We start from the raw sequence: 17,822 nt of genomic DNA, 5'->3' as shown, positions 1-17,822 counted from the left end.
CTCCGGTGACTGGCAGAACCCATGTGGGGGCGAGCTTGCTCGCGATGAACGATAACCCGATCAATCCATAAGCCCCCACTCGCCCGCCGCCGGATCGGCCGGTGGCGCCAGCGCCCCCGACTCGGTATGGAGCTTCAAACGCAACCGCAGGTTATTCGCCGAATCGGCATTTTTCAGCGCCTCTTCCTCATCGATGGCACCTTCGACCACCAGGTTGAACAAGGCCTGGTCAAAGGTTTGCATGCCCATTTCCTCTGACTTTTCCATGATGCCCTTGAGCTCGCCAAGCTCGTTGCGCCGGATCAGGTCGGCCACCGTGGGCGAACCCAGCATGACCTCCACCGCTGCCCGCCGCTGGCCGGTACGGGTGCGCACCAGGCGTTGGGAAACGAACGCCTTGAGGTTGTTGCCCAGGTCGTTCAACAACTGCGGCCGGCGCTCTTCCGGGAAGAAATTGATCACCCGGTCCAGGGCCTGGTTGGCGTTATGGGCATGCAAGGTGGAAATCACCAAGTGCCCGGTGTCGGCAAACGACAGGGCATGCTCCATGGTTTCCCGATCGCGGATTTCGCCGATCAGCACCACGTCCGGCGCCTGGCGCAAAGTGTTTTTCAGGGCCGCATGAAAACTGCGGGTGTCGACACCGACTTCTCGTTGGTTGATGATGGATTTCTTGTGCCGATGGATATACTCCACCGGGTCCTCGATGGTGATGATGTGGCCGCTGCTGTTGCGATTGCGGTAATCGATCAACGCCGCCAGGGAAGTCGACTTGCCCGAACCTGTCGCGCCGACGAACAGCATCAACCCCTGTTTCTGCATGATGCTGTCCAGCAGCACCCGGGGCAGTTTCAGGTCTTCGAAGCGCGGGATGTCCAGCTTGACGTTGCGGATCACCATGGATACGTCATTGCGCTGCTTGAAGACATTGACCCGGAACCGCCCGACGCCGGCCAGGGAAATCGCCAGGTTCATTTCCAGTTCCCGATCGAACTCAAGGCGCTGTTCGGCGTCCATCAAAGACTCGGCGAGCCGGGCAATGTCGCCGACCTTGAAGGCCTCGTGCCCCAAGGGCTTGAGCACGCCCTCGAAACGCGCGCACGGCGGCGCCCCCGTAGACATGTAAAGGTCGGAACCATTCTGGCTCGCCAGGATTCGCAACAACGGATCGATTTCCATGGACTGAAACTTCCGCGAGACATCAATGAAACAAGTTGAGCCGAACATGAAACGCTTCAGACCCGCCCGCACTTACTTTCCCCAAAGGATAGTAGACGCCGTGGTACATACACGACAGCCAGGGATCGCGTGATGAACGCGACACCCGCCGGCAGCGATGCCCAGCGCCTGGTCAGCCAGGTGGACTGGGCCCAGACCCCACTGGGCACTGCCCGAAACTGGCCCCAGAGCCTACGTACCGCCGTGGACATCATGCTCCATTCGCCGATGCCGATGGCCTTGCTATGGGGCGCGCAGCTGACCCACCTCTACAACGACGCCTTCGGTCGACTGACCGGCGACAAACACCCCCGGGCGTTCGGCCAGCCGACCCATACAGCATGGCCCGAACTCAAAGGGACGACCGAAGGGATTTACCACCGCGTATTGCAGGGCCAGACGCACACCTGCCGCGATCAGCGCTGGCGCGTGCCTTTCGCCGGTCGCCTCTGCGATGTCTGGCTGGACCTGACCTACAGCCCGGTGCATGACGAAAGCGGCAGCGTCGCCGGCATCCTGGTCACCGCCATCGAGACCAGCGAGCGCCGCCGCCTGGCCATGGAATTCGAACGGCGCTCCGAGGCCAGCCTCAAGGCCCAGCACGAAAGCGAAGAGCGCCTGCAACTGGCCCTGGCCGCCGCCGACGCGCTGGGCACCTGGGATTGGGACATCAGCGAAGACCGCTTCATCGCCGACGCGCATTTCGCCCTGCTGCATGGCGTCGACCCGAACCTGTCGCGCCAGCTGCCCATCAGCGCCTACCTCGAAGGCGTGCATCCCGAGGACCGGGCGATGGTTGCCCGCAGCATCAAGCACTGCATCACCCATGGCACCGAATACGCCGAAGAGTACCGGCTGTTGCAACCCAACGATGAATTACGCTGGGTGTACGTGCGCGGCCGTTGCTACAAGGACCGCCACGGCCGGCCCAAGCGTTTTCTGGGCGCGGCCCTGGATCTGACCGAACGCAAGCGCACCGAGCAAGCCCTGCGCCAGAGCCAGACCGAGCTGCAGTTGATCATCAACGCCATGCCGATCCTCATCAGCTACGTGGACCGCGAAGAGCGCTTCCGGCTGAACAACAGCGCCTACCTGGACTGGTACGGCCTGACCCCGCAAGAGCTCTACGGCAAAACCATCCGCGAAGTGCTCGGCGAAGAGGCCTATGCCGCCCGCGCCCAACAGATCGCCGAAGCCCTGGCCGGCAAACCGTGCTGCTTCACCTTGCAGATGGACCATCGCGACGGTCGCCCGCGCCATGCACTGATCAACTACTTGCCTCGCCACGGGACGGACGGGACGGTGAACGGTTTCTACATCTTCGTGATCGACGAGACCGAGAGCCGGAAAACCGAGGAGGCCCTGCGCAACCTCAACGAAACACTGGAGGAACGGGTCATCGCCCGGACCCAGCAACTGGCCGAAGCCAACCACCGCCTGCAAAGCGAGATGTTCGAACGCGAGCGCGCCGAAGAAGCCCTGCGCCATGCGCAGAAAATGGAGGCCGTGGGCCAACTCACCGGCGGCATTGCCCATGACTTCAACAACATGCTCACCGGCATCCTCGGCAGCCTCGACCTGATGCAACGCTACATCGCCGCCGGCCGCACCGCCGAGATCGGGCGCTTCACCGAAGCGGCGGTGTCCTCGGCCAACCGCGCCGCGGCCCTGACCCATCGGCTGCTGGCGTTTTCCCGCCGCCAGTCCCTGGACCGCAAGCCGCTGGACGCCAACGAACTGGTGCGCTCGCTCGAAGACCTGCTGAGCCGGACCACCGGCGATCACATCGTGCTACGACTGCAACTGACCCACGAGCTGTGGCCGGTCAGCACCGATGCCAGCCAGCTGGAAAACGCCCTGCTCAACCTGGTGATCAACGCCCGCGATGCCATGCCCGACGGCGGCGAATTGATCGTCGAAACCGCCAACGTCTATCTCGACGGCACTGACATCAACACCCTCGAACCGGTCAAGGCCGGCGACTACGTGATGATCGCGGTCAGCGACAACGGCAGCGGCATGACCCCCGCCGTGCTGGCCAAGGCCTTCGACCCGTTCTTCACCACCAAGCCCATCGGCCAGGGCACCGGCCTGGGCTTGTCGATGATCTACGGGTTTGCCCAACAGTCGGGTGGACACCTCAACCTGGACAGCGTGCCGGGCCAGGGCACGCGGGTGCAGTTGTACCTGCCGCGCTTGCACGTTGCGCCGGCCCAACAACCCGCCACGGCGGAGACGGTCGACGTACCGCCGGCCATCGCCGGGGAAACCGTGTTGCTGGTGGAAGATGAACCGGCGGTGCGCATGCTGGTGCTCGACCTGTTGAAAACCTTGGGCTACACCGCCCTGGAGGCCCAGGACGCCATGACGGCCCTGCCCCTGCTGGAATCGGAGCAGCGCATCGACCTGTTGGTGACCGACGTCGGGCTGCCGGGCATGAATGGCCGGCAACTGGCGGAAATCGGCCGCCAGCACCGCCCGGGGCTGAAAGTGTTGTTCATGACCGGTTACGCGCAGAAAGCCGCCGAGCGCCAGGGTTTCCTCGACCAGGGCATGGACATGGTCGCCAAGCCTTTCACCCTCGATCTGCTGGCCAACAAGATTCGGACGATGATCAACCATGACAGCTGACTTGAGGCATAATCGCCGCCCCGTCGCACCGTTCAGGTCACCGCTGCAATGAAAGCCCAAGCCCGCCATATCCTGGTGAAAACCGCCGAAGAAGCCGAACAGCTCAAGCAACGCATCGCCAAGGGCGAAGCCTTCGATGTGCTGGCCAAGAAATACTCCACCTGCCCCTCGGGCAAACGCGGCGGCGACCTGGGCGAAGTGCGGCCGGGGCAGATGGTCGGTGTGATCGATGCGGTGATCTTCAAGAAGCCCTTGCGGGTGGTGCATGGGCCGATCAAGAGCAAGTTCGGCTATCACCTGGTGCAGGTGTTCTACCGGGATTGAAACTGAGCCTGGCGCTTGTGGGAGCGAGCTTGCTCGCGATAGCGGTGGGTCAGCTTGCAGAAAGATTGACTGTGTCGCCGCTATCGCGAGCAAGCTCGCTCCCACAGGTTTTGTGCCCACTTAATTATTTTGGCATCAACGCCCCCGGCACCTGGATCACCCGGCTCGCCAACAGGTGCCCCGCCTCGGCCGCCTCCGCCGGAGTACCGCCCAGCAAGCGGCTCGCCAGGTACGCGGCACTGAATGAATCCCCCGCCGCCGTGGTGTCCACCACACGCTCGACCCGTTGAGCGGGAATCTCATAAGACTCGCCATCGCAACGAATCAGGCAGGCCTCGGCACCGCGCTTGAGCACCACTTCCGGCGTGCCGAACTGCCCATAGGCAGCGAACACCGCGTCAGTGTCCGCATAGCCGAACAGTGCCTGCTCGTCTTCCACCGTCAGCAGGGCCAATTCCACGTGGGGCAATACGCTGCGATACGCCGCCCGCGCCGCCTCGATCGAGGCCCAGAGTCTCGGCCGGTAATTATTGTCGAACACCACCTGGGCCCCACGGCGACGGGCCTCGATCAGGGTTTCGATGAGCCTGGCGCGTCCCTGCTCGCCGAGCACAGCCAGGGTCACGCCACTGAAATACAGCACATCGTAATCCGGCAATGCCGCCAGGATTGGTGCGGCGGCCGGGGTGGTAAAACACTCGCGCACCGCCGCCTCGTTGCGCCAGTAGAGAAATCGCCGCTCGCCCGCCGCATCGGTCTGGATGCAATACAGACCCGGCAGGCGTCCAGGCAAGCGCTGGACCCGTTGCAGGCCGATGTTTTCTTCGGCCCAGCGCTCACACATGGCATCGCTGAAACTGTCGTCGCCCAGGGCGGTGACGTAATCCACCACGCCCCTGTCGCCCAAGGCGCGGGACAGGTACACAGCGGTGTTCAGGGTATCGCCGCCGAAGCTTTGCAGCAGGCTGCCGTCGGCGCGTTGTTGCAGTTCGATCATGCATTCGCCGATCAGGGCGATGCGGGGTTTGGCGTGGTTCATGGGTGATCCTGATGGTTCGGTGATGTCTGGCAGGCCGCTATCGCGAGCAAGCTCGCTCCCACAGTGGATTGCTGTGAATGCAAACTCTGTGATCGTCTCGATCCCCCTGTGGGAGCGAGCTTGCTCGCGATAGCCGCGACTCGATCTCAAGCCTTAGAAGCAAGTCTCCATGCTCTCGACCACCCGCAACCGCTCATCCACCAGGCACCCCACCCGCCACTTGTCGAACGTCAGGCACGGGTGTGAAGTGCCAAACGAAATGATGTCGCCCACACGCAGCTCAATCCCTGCCGCCACACTCATGAACGCATGCTGGTCCATCACCGCCGTCACCTTGCAACCGCTGACATCGTCACCTGCCACCGAATCCGATCCAGGCGTGTAGCGCTTGAGCGGCACCGGTAATCCGGCGTCGTAGGCCACGTCGCGCTTGCCCAGGGCGATCACCGCGAAGCCCGGCTCCGGCAGCGATTGCACATGGGCCCAGACTTCCAGGGCCGGACGCAGGCCTTCGTGCAGGTCGCTGCGGCGCTCCAGCACGCAGCACTGGGCTTCTTTGTAGATGCCATGGTCATGGGCCACGTAACTGCCGGGACGCAGCACGCTGAGGAAACGCCCGTGGGCATTCTGGGCTTCGAAGGATTCGGCGATCAGGTCGTACCAGGCCGAACCCGAGGCGGTGATGATCGGTTTGTCGATGGCGAAGGCACCGTTGTCCTGCAGCTGCACCGCCAGCCGTACCAACGATGCCGCGAATGCGCGGATGCCACTGATGGCGTGGTCGCCATGGATCACCCCTTCGTAGCCTTCGATACCGGTCAACGCCAGCGCCGGTTGACTGCGAATCGCCTCGGCCAGGGCCAACACCTCGGCCTCGGTCCGGCAGCCACACCGACCACCGACCACGCCGTACTCGATCATCACGTTCAGCTTCCTACCGCGCGAGGCGAAGAACGCCCCCAGGTCCGCGACGTTGTCCGGATGATCGACCATGCAATGGAATTCGAACGCCGGGTCAGCCAGCAGATCGGCGATCAGCGCCATATTTGGCGTGCCCACCAGTTGGTTGGCCATCAGCACTCGACGAACGCCGTGGGCGTAAGCGGCACGGGTCTGCACGGCGGTGGCAAGGGTCAGGCCCCAGGCACCGGCATCGAGCTGGCGTCGAAACAGCGCCGGGGCCATGCTGGTCTTGCCGTGGGGCGCCAGTTCGGCACCACTGTCGGTGACGAACGCTTGCATCCAGCGAATGTTGTGCTCCAGCGCCGCGCGGTGCAGCACCAACGCCGGCAGGCTGACGTCCTTGAGCAGATGAGCGGCGACGGTGGCCGCCCCCTTCTCTACGCCAGCATTGGGAATGACAGAAGACATGTTCGTACTCCTCGCACGCGGCCGCTCGCAACCGCGATTATCTATTCATTGATGCGCCGGGCCAGGTTGTTGGCGCTTTCGATCAGCACCCGGCGGTAGTCGGCATAATTGTTCTTGGCGTCGGCCCGTGGGGCGACGATGCACAGGGTGGCGATGGCCACGCCGCCGGGGTCTTTGACCGGGGCGGCGAAGCAGTGGGTGAAGGTGTCGGCAACGCTGTCGAAGGAGAAGAACCCATCGAGGCCGGCCTGGCGGATTTCCTTGAGGAATTGCTCCAGGGGCAAGCGCTCGCCGTCCGGCAAAATGAAATCGTCGGGGTCGATCAGGTCGACGATCTGCTGGTCACTCAAATGCGCCAGCAGCAGGCGCCCGGACGCCGTCCACGGAATCGGCGCGTTTTCACCGATGTCCGATGAAATGCGGAAATGCCGCTCGCCTTCCTTCATCAGCGCGACGGTGTATTTGCGCCCGTTGAGCAGGCACATCTGCGCCGTTTCGTGGGTCTGGCGCACGATCTCCTGCAAGGCCTGGTCAGCCTCGCGACTCAAGTCGAAATGCCGCAGGTGCGCCTGCCCGAGGAAATACAAATGGCGGCCCAGGTAGACGTGACCGTCCTTGCCCACCGGCTCGAGGATGCGGCGCTCCAGCAGCGACGCCACCAGCTCATAGACCGTGGACTTGGGGCTGCCGATGCCGCTGGCAATATCGTTCGGGCGCAGCGGCTGGCCGATTTCCTTGAGGAAATCGAGGATATCGAACGCCCGATCCAGTCCCCGGGCCCGGCGTTTGATGGTGTCTTCGGTCATGTCTTCGGTTCCTGGTAATTCACTCATAGACGCTTGCATTTTCATCGTGGCGAGGGAGGTAGCTCCCGCTCGGCTGCGCAGCAGTCGCTTATTGGGCCTGCTGCGCAGTCCAGCGGGAGCAAGCTCCCTCGCTACACAAGCCTAGAATGCCAGCCTTTATGAAGTCAGGCCTTTTTCTTGTAGGCGATGCAATCGATCTCGACCTTGCAATCGACCATCATGCTCGCCTGCACGCAAGCCCGGGCCGGGGCGTGTTCGGGGCTGAAGTACTCGCTGAACACCTTGTTGAAACTCCAGAAATCCCGCGGGTCATCCAGCCACACGCCGCAGCGCACCACATCCTTGAGCTCGTAACCGGCCTCTTCGAGGATCGCGATCAGGTTCTTCATGGTCTGGTGCGTCTGCTCGACGATCCCGCCGACGATGATCTCGCCGTTCACCGCCGGCACCTGACCGGACACATGCAACCAGCCATCGGCCTCCACGGCGCGAGCGAATGGCCGTGGCTGACCGCCGCCTGCGGAGCTGCCGGTGCCGTAGCGCGTAATGCTCATGGGTGTTTCTCCTTGCTTGGATAAATTAAAGATTCACTGAATTAAAAGCGGGTGTTCTTGAGAAATTCCGCCAACCGCGGCGATTGCGGCCGTTCGAATAATTCTTTCGGTGGCCCCTGCTCTTCGATGCGCCCCTGATTCATGAATACGATCTTGTCGGAGACCTCGAAGGCAAAGCGCATTTCGTGGGTCACCAGCAGCATGGTCATGCCGTCCTCGGCCAGGCCCTTGATCACGTTCAACACTTCACCCACCAGCTCCGGGTCCAAGGCCGAGGTGACTTCGTCGAACAGCATCAGGCTGGGGTTCATGGCAATCGCCCGGGCAATCGCCACACGCTGTTGCTGGCCACCAGACAACTGGCCGGGGAAGTGATTGCGCCGCTCCAGCAGGCCGACCCGCTCCAGCCATTTCTCGGCCAACGCCACCGCCTCGTCCTTGGGCAGTTTTTTCACTTTCAGCAGGCCCAGGGTGACGTTCTGCAACGCGGTCAAATGCGGGAACAGGTTGAATTGCTGGAAGGCCATGCCGGTCATGGCCCGGTGCCGGGCGATGACTTTCTCGGGGTGGCGCACGCGCTTGCCGTCAATGTCGTCATAGCCGATGGATTCGCCGTCGAGCACAATCTGCCCGCCCTGGAATTCTTCCAGCATGTTGACGCAGCGCAACAGCGTGGTCTTGCCCGAACCGCTGGAGCCGATCAGCGTGACCACGTTGCCGCGCTGCATGCTCAGGTCCACGCCCTTGAGCACTTCCAATGGGCCGTATTGTTTGCGCAGGCCGCGAATGTCCAGCAACGGCTGGGTGTTGGAGTGCTCCGTATTGGAGAGATTCGAAACGTCAGTCATGGCAAGGCCACCCGCTTTTCAATGTGCCGCCCGAGCAATTCGATGGCGTAATTGATGATGAAAAAGAGAAACCCGGCGAACAGGTAAAACTCCAGGGTCATGAAGGTCCGGGCGATGATCTGCTGGGTGCTGAGCAACAGTTCGGCGACGCCGATCACCGACAACAGGGTCGAGGCCTTGACGATCTCGGTAGAGGAATTGACCCAGGTCGGCAGGATCTGCCGCAACGCCTGGGGCAACAGCACATAGCCCAGCGACTGGTAGAACGTCAGGCCGATGGCCTGGCTCGCCTCCATCTGCCCGCGGGGCAGCGCCTGCAAGGCACCGCGCACGATCTCGGCCACATGAGAACCGCAGAACAGCGTCAGGCCCAGGACACCGGCCTGGAATGCGCCGATCTGCCAGCCCAGGGCCGGGGCCATGTAGAAGCAGGCCAGCACCAGCACGAACACCGGCGTGCCGCGGATCAGGTCGACGTAGAAGCGAAACGGCGCGCGCATCCAGGTCCGGCCATAGGTCAGCACCAGGCCGGCGACCAGGCCGATCAGCGTGCCCAACACAATCGCCAACAGCGAACACTGCACACTGGTCAGGAAACCGGCCCACAGGGTGTCCCGGGCGACCCATAACTCATGCAACCAACTGGGTGATTCGTACATGGGAGACTCCTAACGGCGGATCGCCAGGCGCTGCTCGAAATACCGCAACACCATGGCAATGAGGTAACAGGCCGCGACATACAGGGCCGTGGTCACCAGCCAGGTTTCGATCACCCGGTAGCTCTCCACGTTGATCTTGCGGGCGTAATAGGTCAGCTCCGGCACGGCGATCGCCGCCGCCAGGGAGGTGTCCTTGAACAGCGAAATGAAGTTGTTCGACAAGGCCGGCAACACGTTGCGCAGCATCACCGGCACGGTGACGTAGGCCTTCACCTGCCACTCGCCCAGGCCGATGGCCAGCCCCGCTTCCCGCTGCCCCTTGTGAATGCTCATCAACCCACCGCGGAACACTTCGGTCAGGTAGGCCCCGGCGTACAACGAGAGGGTGATGACGAACGACGGCAGCTTGTCCAGGCGGATGCCCAGGCTCGGCAAGGCGAAGTAGATCAACAGGATCAGCACCAGGATCGGCGTATTGCGGATCACCGTGACATACACCGACGCCAGCACCCGCAGGACCCGGTGCTTGCTCAGCAGCGCGAACGCCATGGCCAGGCCGATCACGCAACCGATGGCGATCGACACCAGCGCCAGGGAAAGCCCCAGGCCCAGCCCCGCCAGCAAGGTGTCGAAATCGCGCCAGACGGCGGCAAAGTTCAACTGATAATTCATGGTTGGCAGTACCTTCGACGAGGCGCCCGCAAGGGGCGCCCCGGGCTCACAGGGTCATTTGAATTCAACGGGGAAACCAATCGCCGGCGACGGCAGCTCGACGCCGAACCACTGCTTGAACGACGCCGCATAGGTGGGAAATTCCACGCCGGTCATGGCTTCATGCAAGGTGGTGTTGACGAAGTTCAGCCAATCCTGGTCGCCGCGCTTGACCGCACAGGCGTAGGTTTGCGGGCTCCAGGCATAGGCCGGGCTGCGGTAGCGCCCAGGGTTCTGCACCATCAGGTACTTGACCGAGGATTGGTCGGTGGCGGCGGCATCGGCGCGGCCGGAGTTCACCGCCTGGTACATCAGGTCGACGCTGTCGTACTGGTCGACCTTGGCCTTGGGCAGCGCCTGGTGCACCAATTCTTCGGCGTAGACGTTCTGCAGCACCGCCACGGTGACGTCATCGCCCGCGGCCTTGAGGTCTTCGATTTCCTTGTACTTGCTGTTGGCCGGCAGCAGCAGGCCCACGCCTTCGCGGTAGTACGGCAGGGTGAACGCCACTTGCTGGGCACGACTGGCGGTGACGGTGATGAACTGGCAGCTCATGTCGACCTTATCGGTCAGCAGGTTGGGGATCCGCGCATCGGACGACTGCACCACGAACTCGACCTTCTCCGGGTCATTGAACAGGCCCTTGGCGACCATGCGTGCGATATCGATATCAAAGCCCTGCAACTTGCCATCCGCTCCCTGGAAGTGCCACGGCGCATTGGTACTGCCCGTGCCCACGATCAATTTCCCCCGCTGCAGCACGCTGTCCAGCTTGCTGTCGGCCGCCTGAGCGACCCCCATGGCAGCCGTCGTGGCCGCGAAGAGAAAAACACACGCTTTGAACAAGGAAGGTCGGCGTTGCATGGCAAGCACTCCAGAATGAGTTTATTCCGTTATACCGGAACATGGTATGTAACAACGGAATAGACAGCAGAAAGTGTGCCACAGGCTTGCAATGCCTGGGTGAGAAAAATGGAAAGCGAATGAAATCAGGGGGATGGAAAAACCGAGCACCCAGGAACGCTCGTGGACCGCAGGCACGCTTGCTACCGTTGGCTACGGCGTCTGGGTACCAAGGCCCCAAATAGAGTATTTGCGATCCGCTTCGCACTGAAACAGAGCAGGCCACCTGTCAACCCTGACAGTAGCGATCCCCCGCCGGGTTCCTTATCGTTCCTGTCACCGTCGAGGTACAAGGGAGCCGGCCATGAGTTCGCTCATTACTCACGTAGCGTCACAAAAGGACTACCGCCAGGCCCTCAGGACCTGGCGTCCGGTGATTTTTTACTTCGGTCATCCACACTGCTACGCCTGCGGCTGGGCCGAACCGGTGTTCTGCAAGGTGGCCGAGGCATTCCAGGATCGAGCCATCATCTACAAATTGAGCACCCACGAATCGCCCCGGCATCCGGAAGTCAGCGGGACACCGACCGTGCTGTTCTATAAGGATGGAAAGTTGTGCCGCAAGCTCAAGGGCATCGGCGACCAGCCCTCGCTGACGCGCAACTTTGCCGAACATGTCGGCCGGACAAAGCCTCGGCGCTCGTTTCGCCCGATGCGCCATGACGTGAATTGGCTGCGGCAGCAGTTCCAGACTTTGTGCACCGCCAGCCGAGGGCGAGCGCTGATGAGGATGCGGGCAACGTTTCGATAACAGTGGGAGCGAGTCGCGATAGCGGTGGGTCAGCCAAGGTTGATGCCCACCGACCTGACGCCATCGCGAGCAAGCTCGCTTCCACCATTGTTCAGCGGTGTGCCTGGTCTATTTGCGCTTGTAGCTCTTGCTGCCGCCAGGCGTGAGGCAATAGACCCCGCCCCGGGGACCGACGCAGTAATTGCCACTGCCGCATTGGCAACCGTCGGCGGACTTGAGCAGCGACTGCGGGCGCGCGTCGTTCCGAAGCCCCAGCACAGCGGAACAGGACTTCTTCGAAGCACTGATGGAGCCGTCATTGCACAGGAAGGTATCGCCGTCGCATCCGGCAATACCGCCCTTGCGCCCGGAACACGGTTGATTGGCGGCGATGGCCGAAGTACCCAGGGCCAACAACAGGATCGCGACACAGGTGCGAAGTAAAGCGGACGTTCCGTGACAGAGTTTCATGGCAGCTTCCTGGCTGATAGATGGCTCTATGCTATCACTGGAAAGCGTTCCACAAACGCTATCGGGGAAATTTGGCCATTACCGCCTGGCTGCCTCGTCATAAACCTGGCCGCGCTCGCGCTTACCCACTGCAATCACCGTGACGACCAGCACATCATCTACTACGCGGTAAACCAATCGATAACCCGCACTTCGCAGCTTGATTTTATAAGCGTTGCCCAACCCAGTGAGACGGTCCGCTTGGACATGTGGATTCACCAGTCGCTCTTCAAGCTTTTTTTTGAATTGCTCCCTGAGTGTTGCCCCCAATTTCTGCCATTCCTTCCATGCCTTATCGGAAAACTCCAACTCATAGGTCATCAAGAGACACCTTGATCGTTGGATCGTTTTCACGCTCGCGGCAAAGAGCAGCCAACTCCATGTCCTCAAGCCGGTCCATCATGGCCTCATATTCCCTGGCAGGGACGCAATAGAACGCGGGCTCATTACGATTGAGGATCGCTACAGATAATCCTCCACCGGCAGCAACGGTGCCCATTGGGTTTTTCTTGAGCTCAGAAATGCTGGCGACTACTTGGGAAAGCACGATATGTGTCATGAAACGAGTCCTTGAGTACTCTTAATAGCGCTAAAAATAGCACTCTAAAACACCCCTTGCTACTGCTCAACGCCCGCAAAACCTCACCCTGGACAACATCCGCAAATCCCCCCCGCGGTAATAGTCATCACTCCAGCTATCATCCACCGCCAGTGGCTTGACCTGTTTGAGGGCGAGTTTTTTCGCGAAGTAGCGAAAGCGGTAATGCTCATAGAAACGCAGCAATTCCAGCCCGTAGCGGTCGGCCAGGTCGGTATTGCCCTGAATGATCAGGTAGTTCTCGTCATTGCCGCTGCTGGCGGCGGCGCTGAGGTTGTGGCTGCCGCTGAGGATGGTCGGCGTGTCGCTGGTGAAGTCGGTGACGATGGCTTTAGTGTGCACCAGTAGATTGCCCTTCTGGCCTTTCATGTTTTCCCGCAGCCAGCCTTCCAGACCGGTGTTGAGCAACGCGGTGGCGGCGAATTCGGCGGTGCGGTCGGCATGGAAGCCGGTGATGCGGCTCTTGCTGTTTTGCAGGCCGTAGCGCAACACGTCGTCATTGGGCTGGCCGAGCAAGGCGTCGAGGATGCGGTCGGGCAACACAAAGGCGGTGACGAACAACAGGTCCTTTCGCGCCCCGTTGATGATGTCGACAAAGCGATCCAGGTCGCCCTCCCCGGCGCGCGGCGAGAACCCGGCGAACAACGCCTCTTGCGGGGCCATGGCATTGTTCAGGGTCAGCCACTGGCGAGTGGCATCGACGTCCTGGGGCGTTGCCCAGATTTGCTCGAATACCTGGAGATAGCGGCTGCTGATCCGAGGGTCGTCCAGCACATGCACGACGTTGGCCTGGCGGTAGACACCGTTGGCGGTGAAGTTGGTGCTGCCGCACAGCACGGCTTCAGGTTGCAATGAGCCGCTGGCCTCCACCTTGCTCAGCACAATGAACTTGTTATGGAAAATGTTGTGGGTGATCCGCCCACGTTTGTTGGCCGCCGGCATGTTCTCGAGGCTGGCTTCGTTGCGCGCCGTGGTGTCGTCTCCCGGCTCGGCGTGATACAGCACCCGCACCTGGGCGCCGCGAGCGTGAGCGGCAGTCACCGCGTCGACGATCATCGGCAATTCGTATTCATAGATGGCGACATCAAGGGCCCAGTTGGCATCCAGCGCCCGGTCGATGAAACCGGTCAAGCGCCCCAGCAAGCCGTTTTCCAACCAGCGACGTGGTGCGTCGGGCCAGTCATCGATGGACAGGTGCTTGTTGGCATCGAGCAGCGCGTCCACTTCGGGAAACTTGCGCTGGAACGCCTGGCTGGCGGCCACGGCACGGTTAAAAATGACCCGCTGGTCGGCCGGCTGCCCGTCGTCGCTGGTGACGGTGACGGCCAGGGATTCGCCCAATTGCGGTGAATCGGGGCTGCCATAGGCCAGGTGCACGCGGTAGTGGATCGTCACGCCGGGGTTGACGGCGTAGTCGGCCCAGCGAAATTTCTGCAGGGGTGCCTTGTCACTGGGGGTGGCGTGGAACTGGGGAAAGGTGTGGGCCTTGTCGGGGAAGGTCAGGCTGTTGAACAGGAACAGCCAGGGCTTGTCCCCCTGCTGTTTCTCGATGGCAAAACCCAGCAAGCCCTTGCGCCGGGGTTCGGCCAGGTCCATGGCGAGCAGCACGCCGTTGGTGCCGGCATAGGCCTTGACCCGAAAATCGTCCTGGGGGTTGGTGACGAGTACGCGCATGGTTCACTCCTGTGAGGGGCTGCCTGAGCATAGTGCAGCGATACGGGTCAGGAGGGGATGCCATCGCGAGCAGGCTCGCTCCCACAGGGGTCCGGGGTTCGTCATTCATGTGTTTACAAAACAGTGGACTGACCCAAAATGTTCTTCAACAACGGCTGCACATCCAACTAATATCTGCTTGAAAACCTGCTCCGTATGCTGAGAAGGCGCAAGGTTCAACAACTCTGCCGTTTGACGATGAAGCTTGTTGATGTCTGGGCTGTCAGCGCTTCTGCCACACAGATGGCAACCGGTTTAGTTGCGCAAGATGAGATGTCCGGACGTACATATATCGCAAATTGTAACTCCATCGATAAGCAGGAGATAACAATCTAGCGTTTCGCTCAATGCTTTGATCGAGCGCTGACTATCCAGCGTGAGACCCCCGACTGCGTTGAAAATGAAGACGAGATGATCTTATATCGATAACTACCCAATCCACTTAACAACGCCTCGCGATTCATCAGGTTGGACGCCATAAAATAAAGACAACCAGTTGAAGTCAAGTGCTGTGGCGCCTCAGTTAGAAAACGAGTCAACAAATCGCCATTGGGGTCACATAATGCGATTTCAGCTTCGTGCTCTACAGTTTTGTCGAATAAAGGCGGATTAAATAGGATAGTGTCGAAGCGCATGCCTTTCAGATTTGAGAATAAATCACTCAAGATTACTCTCCCCGGTATACCAATACGGCGGAGATTTTCGGTTGTGCTCAAGATTGAGGCATTTGAAATATCGGCCAGAATCAGATCCATCCCTTGGCGATAGAGAGAGATTCCGACAAAACCACTGCCACACCCCAAGTCCAACACGGTTCTCCCCATGTTTTCGTTCAAAAGTGCGTCAACCAAAAGGCTGGAGGATAGTCCGACTCCGGGATGGTACACATTTGGCGGAAGAAATAGCTCGACGCCGCCTATTGAGGCGGCAGGTTGCGGCTTGGCTAGATTGGCAACGTGTTGCGCATGGCTCGAAAACGTACTCGGCCCGATTTCAATCCAGTCCATTGGAAAAATTCGGGGATAGATTTTTGTTGATTCAATTGTATCTTCGAGCATTGCCAACTCCCTTGGTTTGTATTGACTCAAGGTGAGTGGTAACAAATCCGTTGGGGTTCCAATAACTCAACTGACTGCCGCCGTTTGGCAAACCAAAACAGCGAGTTGGCCGCGCCCACCCCGTCTATTGCAGCAGGATGGCCTGCTATCGCGGTAAAGCGGTAGCCACCAGCAAACGACATTGGCGTTGATACCATGCCTCATCGCAATGGCCGCCACGGAAACATCGGACTGCTCGCGCACTCTTGGACTTGACCCGAAAGTCATCCTGGGCATTGGTGACGCGCATGATTCACGCCTGTGAGGGGCTGCCTGAGCATAGTGCAGTGATGCGGGTCAGGTGGACAGTTCATTGAAACCGAGGGGATGCCATCGCGAGCAAGCTCGCTCCCACAGGGGGCCGGGGTTCGTCATTCATGTGTTCACAAAAACAGTGTGGGAGCGAGCTTGCTCGCGATGGGGGCCCTGACAGTCACAGAACCTTTCAGTCAGCCTCATCGATATGCCGATACTCAGCCTGCAACTGCCCCGCCAACTGCCGGGCCCGGCCCAGGCGAATCGGGCCGCGCTCGATGTCGACCAACAGGCACGGGCAATCCAGGGAGGGCAGTGACAGTCCCTCCTTGACTCGCCCGTCGGTCATCACCAACACCCGCTGTTGCTCCGCCGGGAAGCGCTTGCGCCGGGCCGTCAACCAGCGTCCGGCCTCGTTCAGCGCCGCCATCAACGGTGTACCGCCGCCGGCGCCCAGGCCATCGAGCCAGTCGCGCAGGCCCGCCGAGGCCTTGAGCCCTTGCACCTGCCAGTTCGGTTGCGTACCGCTGGCGGTCAACAGCGCCAAGCGAGCGCGTTGCCGGTAGGCGTCGTCGAACAGTTGCGCCAACAAGCCTTTGCCGTCACTCAAGGCGCGATGACGACGGGTCGAGGCCGACGCATCGACGATGACCAGCCACAGCTCATGAGGCGCCCGATGCCGAGCGTGCCAGCGCAAGTCTGCATGCCGGTGTGGCCGGCCATTGAGCAATGTTCCCGGCCAGTTCACCGCACCGCTGGCCGCGGCTTTGCTCCGACCCTGGCGTCCCTGCTCCAACTGTCCTGCACGGGGCCTGGCATTCGCCCCCGCCGTTGAACGAGGGCGAATGCCTAGGGCTTTTTTGGCCAGCTCGGCACGTCACGTCGGGCACCGGTCGGCAGTGCCCGGGCCGGCAGGTCGCCCCATTGGCCTTGGCCTTCGTTGGGCTTGGCCGTTTCATTCGCAGCCGTTTGCGGCGCCTGGGACGACGCCGGTGCCGAATGCCCGCGCCGCCGGTGCCGCAGGGCAAATTCGGCGACCGCATCGATGTCCTCATCGGCAATCCCAGCAGCGCCGCGCCAAGCCGCATGGGCCCGGGCCGCCCGCAGCCAGACCAGGTCAGCGCGCAAGCCATCGACCCCGGCGGCAAAACAGCGCTCGGTGATCTGCGCCAGCGCCGCATCATCCAAGGCGATCCCGGCCAATCGATTGCGCGCCTGTTGGCAGCGTTCACGCAACTGCTGCTGGGCCGTCTCCCACTCCGCGCAGAACGCCAGTGGGTCACTGTCGAAATCCAATCGCCGGCGAATGATCTGGCCACGCTCAGCCGGTGCAGTGTGACCGTCGAGGGCGACGTTCAGGCCGAAACGGTCGAGCAATTGCGGGCGCAGCTCGCCCTCTTCCGGGTTCATGGTGCCGATCAGCACAAAGCGCGCCGGATGCCGATGGGAAATGCCGTCACGCTCGATCAGGTTGGTGCCACTGGCCGCCACATCCAGCAGCAGGTCCACCAGGTGATCGGGCAGCAGGTTCACTTCATCGACATACAGCACGCCACCGTCGGCCTTGGCCAGCACGCCGGGAGAAAACTGCGCGCGCCCCTCCCCCAGGGCCACATCCAGATCGAGGGTGCCCACCAGCCGCTCTTCGGTGGCACCGAGGGGCAAGGTGACGAACTGACCGCTGGCCAGCAGGTCCGCCAGGCCCCGGGCCAAGGTGGACTTGGCCATGCCCCTCGGACCCTCGATCAGCACACCGCCGATTTTCGGATCGATCGCGGCCAGGCACAGGGCCAGTTTCAGGTCATCGGCGCCGACCACGGCGGAGAGCGGGAAATGGGGTTGCATCATGGTGAAT

At 61.4% G+C, this 17,822-nt stretch carries 19 protein-coding genes; 3 read left to right on the top strand and 16 right to left on the bottom strand.

What is annotated here, in order from left to right:
* Positions 1-60: 60 nt before the first annotated feature.
* Positions 61-1,179 carry a PilT/PilU family type 4a pilus ATPase gene (locus BLO80_RS07135; RefSeq protein ID WP_092327523.1) on the bottom strand — a complete coding sequence of 373 codons (1,119 nt, stop codon included), beginning with the start codon at positions 1,177-1,179 and terminating at the stop codon, positions 61-63.
* A 132-nt stretch (positions 1,180-1,311) separates the two neighbouring features.
* Between BLO80_RS07135 and BLO80_RS07130 the strand changes: the two genes are divergently transcribed.
* On the top strand, positions 1,312-3,849 hold the full coding sequence (locus tag BLO80_RS07130; RefSeq protein ID WP_092327522.1) for a hybrid sensor histidine kinase/response regulator: 2,538 nt from the start codon (positions 1,312-1,314) through the stop codon (positions 3,847-3,849).
* Between the two features lie 48 nt (positions 3,850-3,897).
* A complete protein-coding gene (locus BLO80_RS07125) occupies positions 3,898-4,173 on the top strand; it encodes a peptidylprolyl isomerase (RefSeq protein ID WP_003182808.1) in 276 nt (91 codons plus the stop codon).
* A 124-nt stretch (positions 4,174-4,297) separates the two neighbouring features.
* On the opposite strand, the gene BLO80_RS07115 is transcribed toward BLO80_RS07125, so the two are convergent.
* The 8 genes from BLO80_RS07115 to BLO80_RS07080 form a co-directional block, all read right to left on the bottom strand.
* Positions 4,298-5,212 carry a sugar kinase gene (locus tag BLO80_RS07115; RefSeq protein WP_092327519.1) on the bottom strand — a complete coding sequence of 305 codons (915 nt, stop codon included), beginning with the start codon at positions 5,210-5,212 and terminating at the stop codon, positions 4,298-4,300.
* Positions 5,213-5,365: 153 nt separating this feature from the next.
* Positions 5,366-6,583 carry an amino acid deaminase gene (locus BLO80_RS07110; RefSeq protein WP_092327517.1) on the bottom strand — a complete coding sequence of 406 codons (1,218 nt, stop codon included), beginning with the start codon at positions 6,581-6,583 and terminating at the stop codon, positions 5,366-5,368.
* Positions 6,584-6,624: 41 nt separating this feature from the next.
* A complete protein-coding gene (locus BLO80_RS07105; protein ID WP_092327516.1) occupies positions 6,625-7,389 on the bottom strand; it encodes an IclR family transcriptional regulator in 765 nt (254 codons plus the stop codon).
* A 164-nt stretch (positions 7,390-7,553) separates the two neighbouring features.
* Complete coding sequence (locus BLO80_RS07100) at positions 7,554-7,943, bottom strand: RidA family protein (RefSeq protein WP_092327514.1); 390 nt, start codon at positions 7,941-7,943, stop codon at positions 7,554-7,556.
* A 41-nt stretch (positions 7,944-7,984) separates the two neighbouring features.
* Positions 7,985-8,791 (bottom strand): amino acid ABC transporter ATP-binding protein, encoded by an 807-nt coding sequence (locus BLO80_RS07095; RefSeq protein ID WP_092327512.1) that lies wholly within the window; start codon positions 8,789-8,791, stop codon positions 7,985-7,987.
* Positions 8,788-9,450: an amino acid ABC transporter permease gene (locus tag BLO80_RS07090; RefSeq protein ID WP_028236639.1), complete on the bottom strand. Its 663-nt coding sequence runs from the start codon at positions 9,448-9,450 to the stop codon at positions 8,788-8,790. The genes BLO80_RS07095 and BLO80_RS07090 overlap by 4 nt, the downstream gene beginning before the upstream one ends.
* 9 nt (positions 9,451-9,459) lie before the next feature.
* Positions 9,460-10,122 carry an amino acid ABC transporter permease gene (locus BLO80_RS07085; RefSeq protein WP_092327511.1) on the bottom strand — a complete coding sequence of 221 codons (663 nt, stop codon included), beginning with the start codon at positions 10,120-10,122 and terminating at the stop codon, positions 9,460-9,462.
* 54 nt (positions 10,123-10,176) lie between these two features.
* On the bottom strand, positions 10,177-11,025 hold the full coding sequence (locus BLO80_RS07080) for a transporter substrate-binding domain-containing protein (protein ID WP_060738109.1): 849 nt from the start codon (positions 11,023-11,025) through the stop codon (positions 10,177-10,179).
* A gap of 343 nt (positions 11,026-11,368) precedes the next feature.
* Between BLO80_RS07080 and BLO80_RS07075 the strand changes: the two genes are divergently transcribed.
* Positions 11,369-11,815, top strand: coding sequence for a thioredoxin family protein (locus tag BLO80_RS07075; protein WP_092327509.1), 447 nt, complete (start codon positions 11,369-11,371; stop codon positions 11,813-11,815).
* Positions 11,816-11,923: 108 nt separating this feature from the next.
* Here BLO80_RS07075 and BLO80_RS07070 read toward each other — a convergent pair whose 3' ends face one another.
* The 7 genes from BLO80_RS07070 to BLO80_RS07040 form a co-directional block, all read right to left on the bottom strand.
* Entirely contained in the window at positions 11,924-12,265 is a 342-nt protein-coding gene (locus tag BLO80_RS07070; protein WP_092327508.1) for a YdcA family protein, read from the bottom strand.
* Between the two features lie 78 nt (positions 12,266-12,343).
* Entirely contained in the window at positions 12,344-12,625 is a 282-nt protein-coding gene (locus tag BLO80_RS07065; protein WP_092145614.1) for a type II toxin-antitoxin system RelE family toxin, read from the bottom strand.
* Entirely contained in the window at positions 12,615-12,863 is a 249-nt protein-coding gene (locus tag BLO80_RS07060; protein ID WP_063321995.1) for a type II toxin-antitoxin system Phd/YefM family antitoxin, read from the bottom strand. The genes BLO80_RS07065 and BLO80_RS07060 overlap by 11 nt, the downstream gene beginning before the upstream one ends.
* A gap of 66 nt (positions 12,864-12,929) precedes the next feature.
* Positions 12,930-14,576, bottom strand: a complete 1,647-nt coding sequence (locus BLO80_RS07055) for a phospholipase D-like domain-containing protein (protein WP_092327506.1) — start codon at positions 14,574-14,576, stop codon at positions 12,930-12,932.
* 383 nt (positions 14,577-14,959) lie between these two features.
* Positions 14,960-15,673 carry a methyltransferase gene (locus BLO80_RS07050; RefSeq protein WP_092327504.1) on the bottom strand — a complete coding sequence of 238 codons (714 nt, stop codon included), beginning with the start codon at positions 15,671-15,673 and terminating at the stop codon, positions 14,960-14,962.
* A gap of 484 nt (positions 15,674-16,157) precedes the next feature.
* Entirely contained in the window at positions 16,158-16,715 is a 558-nt protein-coding gene (locus tag BLO80_RS07045) for a vWA domain-containing protein (RefSeq protein ID WP_092327582.1), read from the bottom strand.
* A gap of 101 nt (positions 16,716-16,816) precedes the next feature.
* Complete coding sequence (locus BLO80_RS07040; RefSeq protein ID WP_092327503.1) at positions 16,817-17,815, bottom strand: magnesium chelatase ATPase subunit I; 999 nt, start codon at positions 17,813-17,815, stop codon at positions 16,817-16,819.
* Positions 17,816-17,822: the final 7 nt, after the last annotated feature.

This window comes from Pseudomonas sp. NFACC56-3, from assembly GCF_900100025.1.
Taxonomy (GTDB): domain Bacteria; phylum Pseudomonadota; class Gammaproteobacteria; order Pseudomonadales; family Pseudomonadaceae; genus Aquipseudomonas; species Aquipseudomonas fluorescens_AA.
The sequence above is the reverse complement of the archived record's forward strand: the minus strand, read 5'-3'. Positions and strand labels throughout refer to the sequence as shown.

Bases quoted from the DNA above. Each gene is read 5' to 3' on its own strand.
- BLO80_RS07135 (WP_092327523.1), bottom strand. From the start codon at position 1,179: ATGGAAATCGATCCGTTGTTGCGAATCCTGGCGAGCCAGAATGGTTCC.
- BLO80_RS07130 (WP_092327522.1), top strand. From the start codon at position 1,312: ATGAACGCGACACCCGCCGGCAGCGATGCCCAGCGCCTGGTCAGCCAG.
- BLO80_RS07125 (WP_003182808.1), top strand. From the start codon at position 3,898: ATGAAAGCCCAAGCCCGCCATATCCTGGTGAAAACCGCCGAAGAAGCC.
- BLO80_RS07115 (WP_092327519.1), bottom strand. From the start codon at position 5,212: ATGAACCACGCCAAACCCCGCATCGCCCTGATCGGCGAATGCATGATC.
- BLO80_RS07110 (WP_092327517.1), bottom strand. From the start codon at position 6,583: ATGTCTTCTGTCATTCCCAATGCTGGCGTAGAGAAGGGGGCGGCCACC.
- BLO80_RS07105 (WP_092327516.1), bottom strand. From the start codon at position 7,389: ATGACCGAAGACACCATCAAACGCCGGGCCCGGGGACTGGATCGGGCG.
- BLO80_RS07100 (WP_092327514.1), bottom strand. From the start codon at position 7,943: ATGAGCATTACGCGCTACGGCACCGGCAGCTCCGCAGGCGGCGGTCAG.
- BLO80_RS07095 (WP_092327512.1), bottom strand. From the start codon at position 8,791: ATGACTGACGTTTCGAATCTCTCCAATACGGAGCACTCCAACACCCAG.
- BLO80_RS07090 (WP_028236639.1), bottom strand. From the start codon at position 9,450: ATGTACGAATCACCCAGTTGGTTGCATGAGTTATGGGTCGCCCGGGAC.
- BLO80_RS07085 (WP_092327511.1), bottom strand. From the start codon at position 10,122: ATGAATTATCAGTTGAACTTTGCCGCCGTCTGGCGCGATTTCGACACC.
- BLO80_RS07080 (WP_060738109.1), bottom strand. From the start codon at position 11,025: ATGCAACGCCGACCTTCCTTGTTCAAAGCGTGTGTTTTTCTCTTCGCG.
- BLO80_RS07075 (WP_092327509.1), top strand. From the start codon at position 11,369: ATGAGTTCGCTCATTACTCACGTAGCGTCACAAAAGGACTACCGCCAG.
- BLO80_RS07070 (WP_092327508.1), bottom strand. From the start codon at position 12,265: ATGAAACTCTGTCACGGAACGTCCGCTTTACTTCGCACCTGTGTCGCG.
- BLO80_RS07065 (WP_092145614.1), bottom strand. From the start codon at position 12,625: ATGACCTATGAGTTGGAGTTTTCCGATAAGGCATGGAAGGAATGGCAG.
- BLO80_RS07060 (WP_063321995.1), bottom strand. From the start codon at position 12,863: ATGACACATATCGTGCTTTCCCAAGTAGTCGCCAGCATTTCTGAGCTC.
- BLO80_RS07055 (WP_092327506.1), bottom strand. From the start codon at position 14,576: ATGCGCGTACTCGTCACCAACCCCCAGGACGATTTTCGGGTCAAGGCC.
- BLO80_RS07050 (WP_092327504.1), bottom strand. From the start codon at position 15,673: ATGCTCGAAGATACAATTGAATCAACAAAAATCTATCCCCGAATTTTT.
- BLO80_RS07040 (WP_092327503.1), bottom strand. From the start codon at position 17,815: ATGATGCAACCCCATTTCCCGCTCTCCGCCGTGGTCGGCGCCGATGAC.